The organism is Bacillus sp. NMCC4 (genome assembly GCF_002998555.1).
GTDB lineage: Bacteria > Bacillota > Bacilli > Bacillales > Bacillaceae > Bacillus.
Genome location: NZ_PVRA01000012.1, coordinates 55,595 through 71,356, shown reverse-complemented (window position 1 = coordinate 71,356; position 15,762 = coordinate 55,595). Strand labels below are relative to the sequence as shown.

General features: G+C 42.4%; 20 protein-coding genes, 1 pseudogene and 1 riboswitch. Of the genes and pseudogenes, 6 read left to right on the top strand and 15 right to left on the bottom strand.

Annotated features, from left to right (window positions below):
* Positions 1–87: IS3 family transposase (locus tag C6Y02_RS19185; RefSeq protein WP_133257282.1), on the top strand; the 87-nt coding region annotated here is incomplete at its 5' end.
* 64 nt (positions 88–151) lie between these two features.
* Here C6Y02_RS19185 and C6Y02_RS17670 read toward each other — a convergent pair.
* The 6 genes from C6Y02_RS17670 to C6Y02_RS17645 all read right to left on the bottom strand — a co-directional run bounded on the left by C6Y02_RS17670 (position 152) and on the right by C6Y02_RS17645 (position 4,202).
* Positions 152–979, bottom strand: coding sequence for an aldo/keto reductase (locus tag C6Y02_RS17670; RefSeq protein WP_066031391.1), 828 nt, complete (start codon positions 977–979; stop codon positions 152–154).
* 81 nt (positions 980–1,060) lie between these two features.
* Positions 1,061–1,477, bottom strand: coding sequence for a hypothetical protein (locus tag C6Y02_RS17665; protein WP_106031890.1), 417 nt, complete (start codon positions 1,475–1,477; stop codon positions 1,061–1,063).
* A 32-nt stretch (positions 1,478–1,509) separates the two neighbouring features.
* The gene (locus C6Y02_RS17660; RefSeq protein ID WP_106031889.1) at positions 1,510–1,968 is read right to left on the bottom strand and encodes a 2-thiouracil desulfurase family protein; all 459 of its coding nucleotides are present in this window, start codon (positions 1,966–1,968) and stop codon (positions 1,510–1,512) included.
* Complete coding sequence (locus C6Y02_RS17655; protein ID WP_223250469.1) at positions 1,965–2,195, bottom strand: hypothetical protein; 231 nt, start codon at positions 2,193–2,195, stop codon at positions 1,965–1,967. Before C6Y02_RS17655 ends, C6Y02_RS17660 begins: the two co-directional genes overlap by 4 nt.
* Positions 2,196–2,321: 126 nt before the next feature.
* On the bottom strand, positions 2,322–2,780 hold the full coding sequence (locus tag C6Y02_RS17650; protein ID WP_034664352.1) for a MarR family transcriptional regulator: 459 nt from the start codon (positions 2,778–2,780) through the stop codon (positions 2,322–2,324).
* A gap of 249 nt (positions 2,781–3,029) precedes the next feature.
* Complete coding sequence (locus tag C6Y02_RS17645; RefSeq protein WP_106031888.1) at positions 3,030–4,202, bottom strand: MFS transporter; 1,173 nt, start codon at positions 4,200–4,202, stop codon at positions 3,030–3,032.
* 77 nt (positions 4,203–4,279) lie between these two features.
* A riboswitch (purine riboswitch) is annotated at positions 4,280–4,379 on the bottom strand.
* Positions 4,380–4,775: 396 nt separating this feature from the next.
* On the opposite strand from C6Y02_RS17645, the gene proS reads away from it, so the two are divergent.
* Positions 4,776–6,209: a proline--tRNA ligase gene (proS, locus tag C6Y02_RS17640; RefSeq protein WP_066031392.1), complete on the top strand. Its 1,434-nt coding sequence runs from the start codon at positions 4,776–4,778 to the stop codon at positions 6,207–6,209.
* 130 nt (positions 6,210–6,339) lie between these two features.
* On the opposite strand, the gene C6Y02_RS17635 is transcribed toward proS, so the two are convergent.
* The gene (locus C6Y02_RS17635) at positions 6,340–7,692 is read right to left on the bottom strand and encodes an IS1182 family transposase (protein WP_106031887.1); all 1,353 of its coding nucleotides are present in this window, start codon (positions 7,690–7,692) and stop codon (positions 6,340–6,342) included.
* A gap of 227 nt (positions 7,693–7,919) precedes the next feature.
* On the opposite strand from C6Y02_RS17635, the gene C6Y02_RS19395 reads away from it, so the two are divergent.
* Positions 7,920–8,096, top strand: coding sequence for a hypothetical protein (locus C6Y02_RS19395; RefSeq protein WP_003216908.1), 177 nt, complete (start codon positions 7,920–7,922; stop codon positions 8,094–8,096).
* Between the two features lie 31 nt (positions 8,097–8,127).
* Here C6Y02_RS19395 and C6Y02_RS17630 read toward each other — a convergent pair whose 3' ends face one another.
* The 7 genes from C6Y02_RS17630 to C6Y02_RS17600 form a co-directional block, all read right to left on the bottom strand.
* Entirely contained in the window at positions 8,128–8,904 is a 777-nt protein-coding gene (locus C6Y02_RS17630; protein ID WP_106031886.1) for a sulfite exporter TauE/SafE family protein, read from the bottom strand.
* Between the two features lie 59 nt (positions 8,905–8,963).
* On the bottom strand, positions 8,964–9,194 hold the full coding sequence (locus tag C6Y02_RS17625) for a sulfurtransferase TusA family protein (protein WP_034664361.1): 231 nt from the start codon (positions 9,192–9,194) through the stop codon (positions 8,964–8,966).
* 33 nt (positions 9,195–9,227) lie between these two features.
* Positions 9,228–10,355 carry an MBL fold metallo-hydrolase gene (locus C6Y02_RS17620; protein ID WP_106031885.1) on the bottom strand — a complete coding sequence of 376 codons (1,128 nt, stop codon included), beginning with the start codon at positions 10,353–10,355 and terminating at the stop codon, positions 9,228–9,230.
* A 14-nt stretch (positions 10,356–10,369) separates the two neighbouring features.
* Positions 10,370–10,930 carry a sulfurtransferase TusA family protein gene (locus C6Y02_RS17615; RefSeq protein ID WP_060595428.1) on the bottom strand — a complete coding sequence of 187 codons (561 nt, stop codon included), beginning with the start codon at positions 10,928–10,930 and terminating at the stop codon, positions 10,370–10,372.
* 47 nt (positions 10,931–10,977) lie between these two features.
* Positions 10,978–11,331 (bottom strand): rhodanese-like domain-containing protein, encoded by a 354-nt coding sequence (locus C6Y02_RS17610; RefSeq protein WP_106031884.1) that lies wholly within the window; start codon positions 11,329–11,331, stop codon positions 10,978–10,980.
* Positions 11,332–11,345: 14 nt separating this feature from the next.
* Positions 11,346–11,828: a DsrE/DsrF/DrsH-like family protein gene (locus C6Y02_RS17605; RefSeq protein ID WP_106031883.1), complete on the bottom strand. Its 483-nt coding sequence runs from the start codon at positions 11,826–11,828 to the stop codon at positions 11,346–11,348.
* A 125-nt stretch (positions 11,829–11,953) separates the two neighbouring features.
* A complete protein-coding gene (locus C6Y02_RS17600) occupies positions 11,954–12,214 on the bottom strand; it encodes a metal-sensitive transcriptional regulator (protein WP_099726207.1) in 261 nt (86 codons plus the stop codon).
* A 193-nt stretch (positions 12,215–12,407) separates the two neighbouring features.
* On the opposite strand from C6Y02_RS17600, the gene C6Y02_RS17595 reads away from it, so the two are divergent.
* Positions 12,408–12,914, top strand: coding sequence for a hypothetical protein (locus C6Y02_RS17595; protein WP_106031882.1), 507 nt, complete (start codon positions 12,408–12,410; stop codon positions 12,912–12,914).
* A 47-nt stretch (positions 12,915–12,961) separates the two neighbouring features.
* Here the strand turns inward: C6Y02_RS17595 and C6Y02_RS19575 are convergent, their stop codons facing one another.
* Positions 12,962–13,171, bottom strand: a complete 210-nt coding sequence (locus C6Y02_RS19575; protein ID WP_106031881.1) for a hypothetical protein — start codon at positions 13,169–13,171, stop codon at positions 12,962–12,964.
* Positions 13,172–13,624: 453 nt separating this feature from the next.
* On the opposite strand from C6Y02_RS19575, the pseudogene C6Y02_RS19570 reads away from it, so the two are divergent.
* Together C6Y02_RS19570 and C6Y02_RS19670 are read left to right on the top strand one after the other, a co-directional pair.
* Positions 13,625–14,116 (top strand): annotated as a pseudogene (locus C6Y02_RS19570) (thioredoxin domain-containing protein); the annotation flags it as partial.
* Positions 14,117–14,200: 84 nt separating this feature from the next.
* The gene (locus C6Y02_RS19670; RefSeq protein WP_317615148.1) at positions 14,201–15,688 is read left to right on the top strand and encodes a thioredoxin domain-containing protein; all 1,488 of its coding nucleotides are present in this window, start codon (positions 14,201–14,203) and stop codon (positions 15,686–15,688) included.
* Positions 15,689–15,762 lie beyond the last annotated feature (74 nt).

The window sequence follows — 15,762 nt, the reverse complement described above, 5'->3', positions numbered from 1 at the left end:
GAATACATTTATTATTATAACAACATTCGTATTCAAACGAAACTAAACAACCAATCACCGATAAACTATCGGCAATTGGCTGTATAAAGGTGTTTTGATCCCTGTCTCAAAAACGGGGGTCAGTCCCATCTCACCTGTGCTTTTCTTTCGATTAAAAATCAAAGTTATCTGGATCTGGACCTGTGCGCTCATCTTCATTGAGCTGATCGATGACACCCATCTCATGTGCGGACAGCTCGAAATCGAAGACTTGTGTGTTTTCGATGATTCGGCTCTTCGTCACAGATTTTGGAATGGTGATAATGCCATGCTGCAAGTCCCAGCGAAGAATGACTTGAGCCACGGATTTGTCATGTTTTTTCGCAATATCCTGAAGAACAGGATGGTTCAGAAGCTTCCCGCTGCCTAATGGTGACCACGCTTCTACATGAATCCCTTTCTCCTTGCAGTAGTCTCGTAAAGGCTCCTGCGTTAGCTTAGGATGTAGCTCGATTTGGTTGACCATTGGCACAACTTCTGCCTCTTCTAATAAATCATCTAGGTGGTGCTGATGGAAGTTACACACACCGATGGCTCGAACGCGTCCATCCTTATACAGCTTCTCTAGTGCTTTCCAAGTATCTTTATATTTACCTTCAACTGGCCAATGAATTAAATAAAGGTCTAATACATCTAGCCCAAGCTTGTTCATACTTGTTTCAAAGGCTTCAAGTGTTGCTTCATAGCCTTGATCACGATTCCAGACCTTTGTCGTAATAAACAGATCATCGCGAGAGATGCCTGATTGCTGAATGGCTTTGCCTACCCCTTCTTCATTTTGATAGGCTGCTGCTGTATCGATGCTGCGGTAGCCCGCTTCAAGAGCGTCTGTGACTGCATTTACAGCCTCTTCCCCGTCTTTTACCTGCCATACACCAAAGCCTAGCTTCGGCATTTTTACTCCGTTTGCTAATGTGACTGTATCTGTTAATCCACTCATCAAACAAACCTCCGCTTCATTTTTACTTACCAAGCACTATACCCGAATTTTCTATTGATCATGCAAGAAATTTCGCTGGTGTTATTTGATATATTGTCCTATATCGACTTGATTGGCGTCAACGATTTGGTATTCGCTGATCTTATTTTTCGTTTTAGAACCATCATATGTCTCTAAATAAGCTTGATCATAAAAGACGAATCCGTATGTAACATTGCCTTCCTCTAACACCCTAATCCAATAAGACTCTTTTGTTTCTTTTTTAGCGCCATTCGCCTTCTTTAATTTCATACCTGAAAATTCATTCAGCAGCTTTTGAATATCTTCTTTCTTATCTACCACAACTTGCTCATTATCATGCTCAATTTGAATCGAAGTCACCTTATTCTTATCCAGTGAGGTCACATCATCAAAAGAGTATGTTTTGGTATTGATCATAAAATAAATACCTATTCCTATTAAAACCACTACACCTACACCAATGATCCACCTTTTCAACCTAGCTCCTCCTTCTATCCACGCCACACCTATTAAAACAACGAAGTCCAATCATCCTCCTCAGAGAACACTTGAATCCCATGCTGTTTCAGCAAGGCGGACGTCACACCATCCCCCGCTTTTGTCTTACCGTTAAACTCTCCCTGGTAAATCAGCCGGCTCCCGCAAGAAGGGCTGTACTCTTTTAACACAACCGCTGTTGCTTTCAGAGACTGAACCTGTTCCAGCGTGGCTTTTGCACCTTTTACATACATCTCTGTGACGTCAGTTCCATGAACATCGACAACAGCAGCCTGCCCCCGTAAAACATCATATCCATCTCCGCCAATGATTTCTGCCGGTGGTCTAGGCGTAGAGAAGCCGCCAAGCAGTTCAGGACAAACTGTCACAGCCTTTCCTTCCTGCACAAGCTCTTCAATTCGCTGATCTAATCGATGGCTGCCATTATACCGGACCTTCAACCCAGCAAGGCAAGCGCTGACCACAATCACGTCTGTTCCTCATTTTTATGGATTGAGCGTTTTTTACTGACTTTAAAATAAATACATACAGGCAGATAGAAGATCGTGTACCCTAAAAAGGGCAGGGCACAATACAAAGCGGCCGCCCAAACAGGTTCTTCAACTCCTGTAATGCCAAAATAGTAAACAAATAATAGCAAGCTGACAAACAGTCCTACGAACGGCATGATGGCTGCTGACTTTTTAAAATTTTCCATCATTTCTTTCCCCAGAGAAGCTCCCTCCCTTTTAACATGATCAGGAATAACGTCAATATATGTTAATTTTACCATATAAAAAACCGAAATCATCTCATTTTCTACGATGGTTTCGGTTTTTTTAATCTATATTTTTTCTTTCCATGCCTTCAAAAAGCGCTCAATTACTTGTAATTCATCTTCATGAAACTGCTGGAGAAATTCTAAGTAGGACGCGACGGCTTTTTCATGTAGTTCATCATGCAGCGCTGCCAATTGCGTGCCTTTCTCTGTCAATGAATAGTAGACAGATTTCTTATCCCCTTGCCGGTGGCAATAGTCCACCATGCCTTTATCAATTAGTTTTTTCACAGCCTTTGTAATGGCAGGCTTTGATAGTTTTAGTTGTTGAGAAAGAAATGTATTATTTGATTCGTTTGGATTGGCTTGAATCATCGATAAAATGTGAAGCTGTGTGAGTGTCCAATCTTGCTTGAGTGTATCAGTCGTGGTAATCAGTGGATCTGTTGGATCATTCCGTCTCTTTTCCCTATGCATAATCAGATCTTGAATCGCTTTTAATACAATCTGCTCTTTAGTTTCCATCTGAACCTCCACTCTTAACTGGTTAATAAAATGGTACTAATAATTAAAAGAGGAGTCAAAAGAAATGTCAGTGTGAGAAAAAGAACAGGCCATCAGACCTGAAAATGGTGTATGCACTTTTCTACTAGTTGACCCATCATGTCACAGCTCCTCTTTCTTTTATTTGCTATAATTCATGGAAAGAAAGGCTCTTTTCGTGAGATGTTGAAATAATATAGAACATAAAAAAAGCTGCCTATCATGAGGCAGCTATTCAGCACGATGCTGACGATCCATATAAAGTGGTGGTCTTTTCAACGAAATCACCGCACAGCTAAAGGCAATCAGCACAAACACTGCACCGAATTTCGCCAGATCAACAGATGAACCGGTCATCGTAAACAGGACACCGCCAACCGCTGATCCAATTGAGATACCAATTTGCAAGGCCGATGTATTTAAGCTTTGCTGAATATCAGACGTCACAGGATCTGTTTGAATCAAATAACTCTGCAAGGCAGGCGTTAATGCCCAGCTAAGCGCTCCCCATAGGACAACCATGATCATAAAGAGGACAAACACACCCGCTGTATAAGGAATGATAAACATCACAACTGCAAACGCGATTGTCACCAGCAAAATGGCTTTCCCTGAACCCAGCTTGTCACTAAGCCAGCCGCCAAACCCATTCCCGCCAATAGATGCAAGCCCAAAGACCAAATAACAAATACTAATCCAGAACGGGGTCATATGCAGAACTTCCATTAAAAACGGAGTGAAATAAGAATAAAGCATATAATGACCTGCCAGCATAAACAAACTAATCAAGTGTGCACTAAAAATTTTCGGATGCCCTAAAGAACGTATTTGCTCTCTAAGAGGTGTCACTTTTTCAACAGGCATTTTCTCCAATAGGAAATAGATCAGCACCATCGATATCGCTGATAAAATACTGATTCCTAAAAACATCACTCTCCAGCCAAAGCTCTCTGTAATAAAAATACCGATCGGTACACCGAGAACAAGTGAAGAACTAATCCCAATAAAAATCAGCCCTAATGCCTTCGCACGATGCGCTGGTTCCACCAATTTAGCAGTGATCGTCAGTGACAACACCACGACAAGCGCTGTACTCATTGCGATCAATACCCTAGAGATCATGACAAGGGCAAAAGTCGAACTAAAATATGTGAATACATTCCCTATTGTAAACACCAATAACGCGATTAGATAAAGACGCTTTCGTTCAATTTTAGCTGTGGCAGTCAGCAGCACAGGTGCTGAAATGGCATACACAATGGCAAATACGGTGATAAGCTGCCCAGCTGTCGCAAGAGATACATCCAAATCCTCTGCAAGGCTTGGCAAAATGCCCCCGACCACAAGCTCAACTAATCCAACCGCAAAAGTAGAAACGGCTAATAAATATACTCTCCAGTTCATGTCTAACATCCCTTCTCTATATCATCGCTTTCACTTTTGATACAGGGCGCAGACAAACAAAAAAACCCTGATTACAAAAAAGGAAAGCGCGCTTTTGTAATCAGGATTTATCGGATCCTGGTAGAAACCCTCAAACCATATTATTGAGGTTATACAAGTCTATTTTTTTCTTCAAATATATTAGCATAGCCTTACATAACTGGCAAGCTGTAAAAATAGGAAATGACTGCAAATTCACGATCAAACAAAGCACTCAGAACAGCATGAAAAGAAACCCCAGTACAACTTGCTTTCTCCTGCATTTACAGGTAAACTGATGAAAAATCAACGAACATTGATCAACGTAGATCTGGAATAGTAGCTTGAATTGACCTTTAACAGAGAGGGAACCGTGCTGAGAAGTTCCTACTGACATCTTCAAGTGAACCTGCCGATTTAGTTCTGTTTCATACAGCGGTTCATACCGTTATCATGATCGAGTGTAAAGCTGTGCTTTAAATTAGGGTGGTACCACCAGGAATGGTCCCTAACTTAAAGCACAGCTTTTTTGTTTTTACAAAGGAGGAACATGCAATGTCAAAGAAACAATTTGTTGAAAAAATCACAAGCATGGAAGACGACTTTGCCCAGTGGTATACAGATGTTGTCACAAAGGCACGCCTCGTCGATTATTCAAGCGTCAGAGGCAGTATGATCATTCAGCCATATGGCTTTAAAATTTGGGAGAATATTCGCGACGAACTTGACCGCCAAATCAAAGAAACAGGGCATGAGAATGTGTATATGCCGCTCTTTATCCCAGAGAGTCTGCTCCAGCAAGAAAAGGATCATATCGAAGGCTTTGCTCCTGAAGTGGCGTGGGTGACACATGGCGGTGATTCGGAATTACAAGAAAGACTCTGCGTCAGACCAACCTCTGAAGTGCTGTTCGCCGAGCATTATAAAAACATCATTCACTCCTATCGTGATTTACCGAAGCTATATAACCAATGGGCCAATGTCGTCCGCTGGGAAAAGACAACACGTCCATTCCTTAGAACCCTTGAATTCCTCTGGCAGGAAGGGCACACTTGTCACGAGACTGAACAAGAAGCGATTGAAGAAACAGAAAGAATGCTCCATATCTATGCGTCTATTTGTGAAGAGCTTCTAGCGATCCCTGTCATTAAAGGCAGGAAAACAGAGAAAGAAAAATTCGCTGGTGCCCGCTTCACCTATACGGTTGAAAGCTTGATGCATGATGGAAAAGCGCTGCAAACGGCCACTTCTCACTTCTTCGGAAACGGATTTGCCAAAGCATTTGGCATCGAATTCTTAAACCGCGAAGGAAAACTAGAGCATGTCCAGCAAACCTCTTGGGGCTTTACGACAAGAATCATCGGTGCCATGATCATGGTGCACGGTGATGACAGAGGACTCGTCCTTCCGCCAAACATTGCGCCAACCCAAGTGCGAATCGTGCCAATCGCCTCTCATAAAGAAGGTGTGCTCGATCATGCCTACGAGTTGAAAGATCGACTCACCCGCATCGCACGTACTGACATCGATGCAAGTGATAAACAGCCAGGCTGGAAGTTCAACGAGTGTGAAATGCAGGGCATTCCTCTACGTGTCGAAGTAGGACCAAAGGACATCGAAAAAGGACAAGTGATGCTCGCAAGACGAGACACAGGTGAAAAGCAAGCCGTCAAGTTAGATGCACTTGAACAAACCATCACTTCCACGCTTGAAGACATTCAGCAGACGATGTACGAAAAAGCAAAAGAACGATTACATGAAAAAACATCAAACGCCCACACAATCGAAGACATCGAGCAGCTTCTTGCCGAAGAAAACAGATTGATCAAAGCAATGTGGTGCGGTGATGAAGATTGCGAAAACGACATCAAAGAGAGAACAGGGGCGACCTCACGCTGTATCCCATTTGAACAGGAATCTGTTTCAGACACATGTGTCTGCTGCGGAAAGCCTGCATCTGATATGGTCTTTTGGGCAAAAGCTTATTGAGAATCGAAACGAAAGAGAAGCATCCTTTACGATGCTCAGATTGTAGAGAAACTCATGTTTTTCTACAATCTTTTTTATTTTCATCGTAATTATGATGGATGAGATTTAATGAAAAAGGCCTCCCACACACCTAGCCTAGCTTCGCTAGGTGTGTGGCAATCTTCTTCATGTTCTGACACGCAGCTGTGAGAAGCACTTGCTCACTCACATTCTGCTTTCCCCTCAACCGGCAGTAGCGAAGCCCATGCAGTTGTTTTGAATCTGCAAAGCTTCGCTCTATTTTTTCTTTTCTTTTTTTATATAGCTCTTTTCCAGAGGCAGACAGACGATTTTGTCTGATCTTTTCTTTGTGTTCCTCCCATACATGTCTTGAGATCACTTTTTGATGATTTTTCGATCTTGTACAGCTCTCAAGGAAAGGGCACGATACGCATTTTTTAGGCTCTGATTTGTAGAACCTATAACCTTTTCGATCAGTTGTTGTATATAATAGCTTCTCACCATTTGGGCATATGTAATGATCATGTTCAGAGTCATACTGAAATTTCAACTTCTCAAATAATCCTCTTGTTGGATGAAAGCGTCTATGTGCGATGACACCAAAAATACGGCGATCCGATAAACCTTTACAGATTGGGGTTGTCAAATAACCAGAATCAAGGGCAACAGCTTCTACTTGAAAACCAAATCGGGCGATTTGGTGATCTAATCGATCAAGATACGGAACAGAATCATGGATATTGCCGGGCGTGACATGGGCATCCGTGATGATATTGTACTTCATATCCGTTGTACGGTGGTCTAGGTAGAAAAAGCCTTCCGGTTTATTTTCACGATAAAGATAGCCACTTTCAGGGTCAGTCATACTTTGGCGAATGTCTTTTTCCGTTTTCACCTCCTCTTTTACCTTTAAGGGCTTTTTTCCGTGTGCCACCCGATCTTCTTGGATCGCTTCTTCTAAATCATTTATATAGTTCTGGGTATCTTGTTCAATCGTTTTTCTCGTATATTTATGTTTATTGGCATTGGCTTTAAGATGAGTTGAATCAGTAAAAAGAACGCGGCCTCCTACCATATCATGATTGATGGCTTGAAGCACAATTTCATCAAAAATATCTTGAAAAATCGTTGTATCTTTGAATCGAGTACGACGATTCCAGCTAATGGTCGAGTGATGAGGAACGGGGTCATTGATGTTCAAACCTAAAAACCATCTATACGCCATGTTATAGTAAATTTCTTTTTCAAGTTGTCTTTCAGAACGGATACCGTACAGGTATCCGATAAACATCATTTTGAACAAAATAAGTGGATCAAGAGAAGGACGACCTTTATTCTCGCTATAATACGGTTTTACTTTATCTACGATAAATGAAAAATCAATGTACTGATCAATTTTACGAAGCAGGTGATCCTCTTCGACCAGTTGATCTAGCAATACAAATTCGGCTTCGTGCTGAGAAGAATTTCTAGTGTGGAACATGAGAAAAACACCTTCCTTTAGTATGCTTTTCTCTATTATAAAATGAGGAGATGGAAAGTTTAAGGGAAAAAATAAAGCTGTCGAGATTTTCTCGACAGCCTGAGCATCCTTTACGATGCTTTTTTTTTGTTAAAAAGACCCAAACACCCATTGACCTCACCTGCACGATCCCCTATAATTCATATTAATATAATCGGTTTTTAAGACTTTAACTGGAGTGGTGATATATGAAGCGCTGGCCCTCACTGTTTGCCGAACGCTGCCCTAAATGTAAAACAGCATTAGAAGTCTCTAAGTCCAATGCCCTGCAAGGCAAAGTCGTGAAAACATGCCCCAACCTTCATTATCAAAAAGAGTTTCACCCAGCCCTTGAAACATATATCGAGCACGATGACGTCAAATAAAAAAGACCAACACGCTTTGTTGGTCTTTTCTTTATAATAAATCCAGCCAAATTTTGACCGCTGTCGCCGTAATCATCACAGCAAGTGCCCATTGTAAGTAGACGGCGTTGATTTTCTGACCGACCTTAGCACCAATCGGAGCGGCTATTAAACTTGCCAGCATCTGCACAACCGCAGGAAGAAGCATGACTTGACCCGTCAATACCTTTCCAGTCGATGCACCGATCGCAGATAGAAACGTAATCGCAAGTGAGGACGCAATCGTCATCCGGACAGGAATTTTTAAAATAGACAGCATCACCGGTACCAATATAAATGCTCCACCCGCGCCTAGCACCCCGGAAACACTGCCAATCACAAAGGCAATACCTGCCGCAAGCCCTTTATGAAAAGTGACTTCTCCCTCTGAGTCTGCACGCTGTCCCTTTTTTGGAATCAGCATAAGGATCACAGCCACTACCGCGAGCAATCCATAGACGAGATTCATCCCATTCTCTGGCATAAAGTGAGATACATAACTGCCTAATAAGCTGCCCGCCAATATACTGCTCCCCATATATAAAATCAACGACCGATGTAAATACCCGCTTTTTCGGTAGGCCAATACCCCACCGAGCGTCGAAAAAAGCACTTGAATAGCGCCAATTCCTGATACCTCGTGAGCCGATAGTGCCATCACACCGACCAGTGGCGGGATATAAAGCAGCATAGGATAGTTGATCACAGATCCCCCGATCCCCACCATTCCTGATAAGAAGGAACCAATACATCCGATGATAAAAAGTGTAATCAAAAACGCAAAATCCACGCTGGTCTCCTCCTTTGCAAAAGGAAAAGGGGATCTTCAGCAGATACCCCTAACATCCTTTAGGACCCTTTTCTCACCCAGAATTTCAGCACATGTCCTTCATCCGTCTGCGTGATCAATTCATGTCCGCTTGACTTCGCCCATGCTGCCAAGTCAGCTTTAGCCCCTTTATCTGTTGCATGTATTTCTAAAACTTGACCTTCCGTCAAGTCATTCATTTTTTTCTTTGTCCGAATAATCGGCATTGGGCATGCAAGCCCTGTTACGTCTAAAATTTGATCTGATGTCATTTGATTATTCCTCTCTTCTTATTTTATTGGACATTACCGAATCGCACAACGGTTTGGACCAATTTCCATTTCACGCTGCGCTTCATCATCTGGGCTCAGCTTCCCCATATTGGCTTGACGAATGTCTTGATAGGCGTTTGGCTGTGCGGGTAGATTCTTCGTGACCATTTGTCTAAATACGTCTTCATCTTCCATATTCAGTCCATGATTTTCTTCAAATAGAACGCCTAGCTCCTTCCAAACGCTTCCGTCTTCATTGACTTCATCCATGATCATGAAATGCGCTGGCAATACAATGAATTCTTTCGAAAGTGCTCTATATCGGTCATAAAGCGTTTCTCTCAAATCACCTACCCAGTCCTCCGCCATTCCAGCGAGATCAGGTCTTCCAATCGAATCAACGAACAAAATATCACCTGAAAGAAGATATTGATGATCCACGATAAAAGATGTTGAACCAATCGTATGCCCCGGTGAGTAAAGGGGGTGAATATCAATGGAAGCCGCTCCAATCGTCATCCGCTGCCCTTCTTCAAGACGGTGATATTCAAAGATCACCTCTTCTGCATCTTTTGGCGGCAGCCAGTAGCTGGCACCAGTCTGTTCAGCCAGTCTTTTCCCGCCAGAAATATGATCCGCATGAAGATGAGTATCCAACACTTGCGTGATAGAGACATGATGTTTTTTAGCAAAACGGGTATAGATATCCGTCATTCTAGCTGCATCTACAATTGCGGCTTCTCCATTCGACATGATCATATAAGACAGGCATCCCTTGCCCATACGCACAAATTGATACAGCTCTCCACCGCCGGTTAAATCCCCGATCTTCACTGGCTCTAGATGCTCGCTCCACGCCTTCATACCGCCTTCTAAATAATGGACCGTTCTGCCCGTCTCTGACAGCATCTCCGCCACCATGATAGAGGAGCCTTCCTTGGCACAAACCACCAACACTTCACGGTCATAAGGAATGTCATGCAGAATGCCCTCTACTCCTTCAAGGAGATCAAAATAAGGCACATTCATATGAACGATTGCTTCCCCTTCGATCTTCCAGTCCTGTACATCCGCTTGATTTCGCACATCTAGTAAAAAGAGCGGTTCCTTGTTCACAATCTTTTTTGTTAACTGCTCTGCGTTCATCACTTTTACCGTCATGTTCCATTCAGCTCCTATTTTTCAATCGCTCCTGTCCAGCTATTCATGCCTGGCACAATATTCGTCAATTGATGAAATCCTTTTTCTTTTAACTTTTGCGCAGCTAATTCACTTCTTCTGCCTGAATGACAGATTAGGTAAATGTCCGTCTCCCGGCTCAATTCCTCCGCACGTTGATCCACCTCACCAAGAGGAATATGAACAGCTCCTGGAATATGCCCCGCCTCGTATTCATCTAGCTCTCGCACATCTAAAATAAACAAAGATGGATCTTCTTTTACTTTCTGTTGAAAAGTCTCCAAAGACAGTTCCGAAATCATGGACTTCCCTTCTTTCTCTTGTTCTCCGCCTTTACGAATTAAATGATGAAGCACCTGGCCTTCTACTGTTGTTCCTAAAAATTCGTGGCCTGCACTTTTTGACCATGCCGCTAAATCCGCTGTTGATCCTTTATCAGTGGCTTGCACTTCAAGCACATCGCCTGGCAAGAGCTCATTCATTTGTTTTTTTGTTTTTACAATCGGCATCGGGCATGCCAGTCCTTTTGCATCTAATATGACAGTTGGTTGCTGCATGTCTTCTCCTCCTTTAAATAGGGGTAGGGGTATATTTTATTGCGCATTTAATGCCAAGCATTCATGCCACCCTTGATGTTTGTAATCTGAGTAAATCCCTGCTTCTTCAATATTTTCGCCGCCTGCATACTTCTCATTCCGCTTTGACATATCACATAGACCTCTTCATTTTTCTCAAGCTGAGAAGCTCGTTTCTTCAAATGAGACAACGGGATGTTTTGAAAGCCTTTGATATGATTTGTTTGAAATTCACTAGGAGATCGCACATCAATGAGCTGTTGACCTTTGCTTTTCAGCTTCTTTTTCATATGAGCTGCATCCATTTGCTTTACACCTCGTACCGTTAGAAAGCGGATCACGAGTAATCCAATTACGATGATGAGTAAAATCGTCTGCACCATCCTGCTTCACCCCACTAGATAAATAAATTCACACGTCCGATTTCAGCTTCTGCTAAATATGCCGCTACACCAGCATATTGAATGTCATCCAATAATTCTTTCTCCTGTAGTCCTAAAAGATCCATCGTCATTGTACATGCCACGAGATTGATATCCTGCTCCTTCGCCATATCAATGAGCTGCGGCAAAGTCATGGCGTTGTGCTTTTTGATCACATGCTTGATCATCTTCGGGCCCAATCCTGCAAAATTCATCTTGGACAGCCCCATACGATCAGACCCGCGCGGCATCATCTTACCAAACATTTTTTCTAAAAATCCCTTTTTCATTGGCACCATCTCATCCTTACGCAAGGCATTCAGTCCCCAAAAGGTATGGAAAATGGTCACCTCATGATCATAGGCTGCTGCACCATTGGCAATAATGTAAGCGGCCATCGCTTTATCATAATCTCCACTAAATAACACAATCGTCGTGCGCTTTTTCTGTTCTTCCATTCTGCTCCTCCTCACCCTAAGTACCCTATGGGGTATATAGAAAACAAAAAATATATACACATACCGGTAAGGGTATATTACAACAAGTAAAAAAATCCGTCAACCTCCAAAGGCTGAGGAATTTCTTACCGGCTTTTCACCAATAGCTCAACCGCCTCTTTCACAAGACCTTCCGTATCCTTGCCTTCTTCAAGACTTTCACGGACACATTGCTCAAGGTTTGTACTCACAATCACACCCATCGCCCGATCAATGGCATTGCGTGATGCAGACAGCTGCGTCACCACCTCGCGGCAATCCTTTCCCTGCTCCATCATCGCAAGAACCCCTTTAATCTGCCCTTCAATCCGGCGAAGACGGTTCTTCATCTGCTGATTATATTCCATGTACAAGTCCCCCTTTCTATTCTTTCTATGAACAGATAGTATACCCTAAGAGGTATTTAGTCAAACGACTTGCCCTCCTTTTTATAGAGAAAGGATAGATCGTATGTAAAAAGAATTGCACATTCCACCATTTATTGATAAAAAGAAGTTAATCAATGCACGAGAAATTAGTTGGCGAAAAGAGGACACACATATGACTTTACATCACTATATTGGTGCTAATAAAGAGCTGCCGCTTGGTACCTTTGGTCAAAAGCCCACCTATAAACCACTCTCTGAACTCAATATCAAAACGGTTGATAGAAAACGAAAAAAGCCCAAAACCTATCAAAAAGAAGAGCCCTTGATAGAAGTATACGAAACAGAAGAGGACTTTGCTGGCATTCACATTGCTTATGTAGATCCGGTCTATGAAGCCGTAAGAGACAAATTCACGCATCCTTTTGTTTATGATTTAGGCATCATTCATTCTCTCCGTCCTCTTTTCCTTTTCATTGAAACAGAGCTGTCCAAAGGAGAAACCATTGAAATCTACTCTTGTGTAGACGGCCTGGAAACGAAAGAAAAAGACGATCAATTAGATGTAGAAATTGACCTAAGCAAAAAACGATTTGGGAAACATATCGATTTTAAAGAGATCGATGAACTGATTGATATGTTTGAATTAGAACACTTACAATATGTGCTGGTGAAGAAGTAGAGGAGAATTGAAATGGAACATCAATGAGGCGTTGAAAAGTTTAGGCCTCAATTATCTCTGTGTAGATCATCGTAAACTTTTTCAAAAATCTCTATTGGCATTGAATACTTCGTTGTTTTATCATTACGGTAATTAACCACTATATCAATGTGATGTAGCTTTTTTTCAAATTCAATAATTGAATTCTCCCATCTATCTCGAACGGATATGACACAATTACCGTTTTTCTTTTCCTTTTTCTGATAAACATAGTCCATTTTATCTCTCCATTCTTATTATTTAGTATTAGATAGGTGAATTGACGTCACGTTGTAAATCAGTGATACCCAAGAAACATGAAGATAAAGAAACTAAATGTGGTGAGTAAGTTTAAAAACGTATAAAGATAATTTCTACTATAAATACTTAATATAATACCAACTGGACCTAATAGATAATTCAATAACCATAATCCGCTTCCATATCCAAATATCAAATTAGGGCTCCATAGTAGAACACCTATTACAAAGCATAGTAGTGATAACCGTCTCATTATTTTTTTAGACATTAGAACTCCTTCGAATTTTAAAATTGTAGGGTGTTTATTCAGTTTCCAAATATCAAGAAAAACCTATATTTTAACAAAATGATACACTCAAATAATGACTTAGTCTCTACTCCTTAAGAAATTTAAGATGAAATTAAACTAATGATGTAAAAGCAGGTGACCCATGCCAAACAACCAAACACCCAACCAACTCATCAACGAAAAATCACCGTACCTCCTTCAGCACGCCCACAACCCAGTTCACTGGTACCCGTGGGGGCAAGAAGCCTTCGACAAAGCCAAGCGTGAAAATAAACCAGTGCTTGTCAGCATCGGCTACGCCACTTGTCACTGGTGCCACGTCATGGCACACGAAAGCTTCGAAGATCAGCAAGTCGCTGACATCTTAAATGAGCATTTCATTTCGATTAAAGTCGATCGTGAGGAGCGTCCAGACATCGATTCTATGTATATGTCTGTTTGTCAGATGATGACGGGGCAAGGCGGCTGGCCGTTGAACGTATTTGTCACGCCTGATCAAAAGCCTTTTTATGCGGGGACTTATTTTCCAAAGAGAAGTGCTTACGGACGTCCTGGCTTCATTGAAGCACTGACGCAACTGCTGGATGCGTACCACAACGACCGCGATCATATCGATTCATTAGCAGAGAAGGCGACAAATAATTTGCGGATCAAAGCAGCAGGACAGACAGAAAATACCTTGTCTCAAGAGGCGATCCACAAAGCCTATTATCAGCTCATGAGCAGCTTTGATACGCTGTATGGCGGATTCGGCTCCGCACCAAAATTTCCTGCACCTCATATGCTCACGTTCCTTATGCGCTATTACGAATGGACAGGGCAAGAAAATGCGTTATATGCGGTCACGAAAACGTTAGACGGTATGGCAAATGGCGGTATTTATGACCATATTGGTTCAGGCTTTTCTCGTTATTCGACGGATGAAAAATGGCTTGTGCCTCATTTTGAAAAAATGCTGTATGATAACGCCTTGCTGATGGAAGCTTACACAGAAGCATATCAGCTTACTCAACAGCCTGAGTATGAAAAGCTTGTCCAACACCTGATCCACTTTATTAAACGAGATATGATGAATCCGGGCGGCTCCTTTTATTCAGCGATAGATGCAGATTCTGAGGGGAAAGAAGGGCAATATTACGTTTGGTCAAAAGACGAAATCATGGCTCATTTAGGCGAGGACCTTGGCGCTTTATTCTGCGCTGTCTATCACATCACAGAAGAGGGGAACTTTGAAGGGGCGAACATCCCTCATACTATTTCCACCTCTTTTGATGACATCAAAGCCTCTTTTTCAATTGATGACCATATGCTTCAGTCTAAACTGCAAGAAGCCCGGCACATTTTACAATCTGTCAGACAGCAGCGTCCCGCACCGCTTGTCGATGACAAGGTGCTCACATCCTGGAATGCGCTGATGATCTCTGCTCTCGCCAAAGCAGGAAGGGGATTCGGTGAAGAGGAAGCCATCCGTATGGCGAAACAGGCGATGTCTTTTCTAGAAACACACCTCGTCCAACACGAGCGGCTCATGGTCCGCTATAGAGAAGGGGATGTGAAGCATCTAGGCTTTATCGAGGATTATGCGCATATGCTTTCTGCCTATATGTCCTTATACGAAGCAACCTTTGAACAAGAATGGCTGGAAAAAGCCACAACAGTAGCTGAGAACATGTTTGAGCTGTTTTGGGACAAGGAAAAAGGGGGCTTTTTCTTCTCAGGATCAGATGCGGAAGCGCTCATCGTTCGAGAAAAAGAAGTGTACGACGGCGCCATGCCTTCTGGTAACAGCACCGCACTCAAGCAGCTTCTCATGCTAAGCAGACTGACCGGACGTCAGGATTGGCTGGACACATTAGAGCAGATGTTCAAAGCGTTTTATGTCGATGTCTCTTCCTATCCAAGCGGGCACACAGCGTTTCTGCAAGGACTCTTGAGTCAATATGCAATAAAAAGAGAGATCATCATTCTCGGGAAAAACGGCGATCCTCAAAAAGAACGGCTTTTACAGGCGCTTCGGAAACGCTTCATGCCATTTGATATCATATTGACTGCCGAAACAGGGCAGGAATTAGCGCAGCTCGCGCCCTTTACAAAAGATTACAAAACAATCGATGGCAGAACCACTGTGTATATTTGTGAAAACTACAGCTGCCGCCAGCCCATTACCAATATCGACGAGGCGATGGAACAATTATTCCACGATTGAGTTTGTCATAAGATGACTATGAGAAGACAAAATGAGGACAAACAGATAAAAAACATGTCAATCCGCTAACAAAT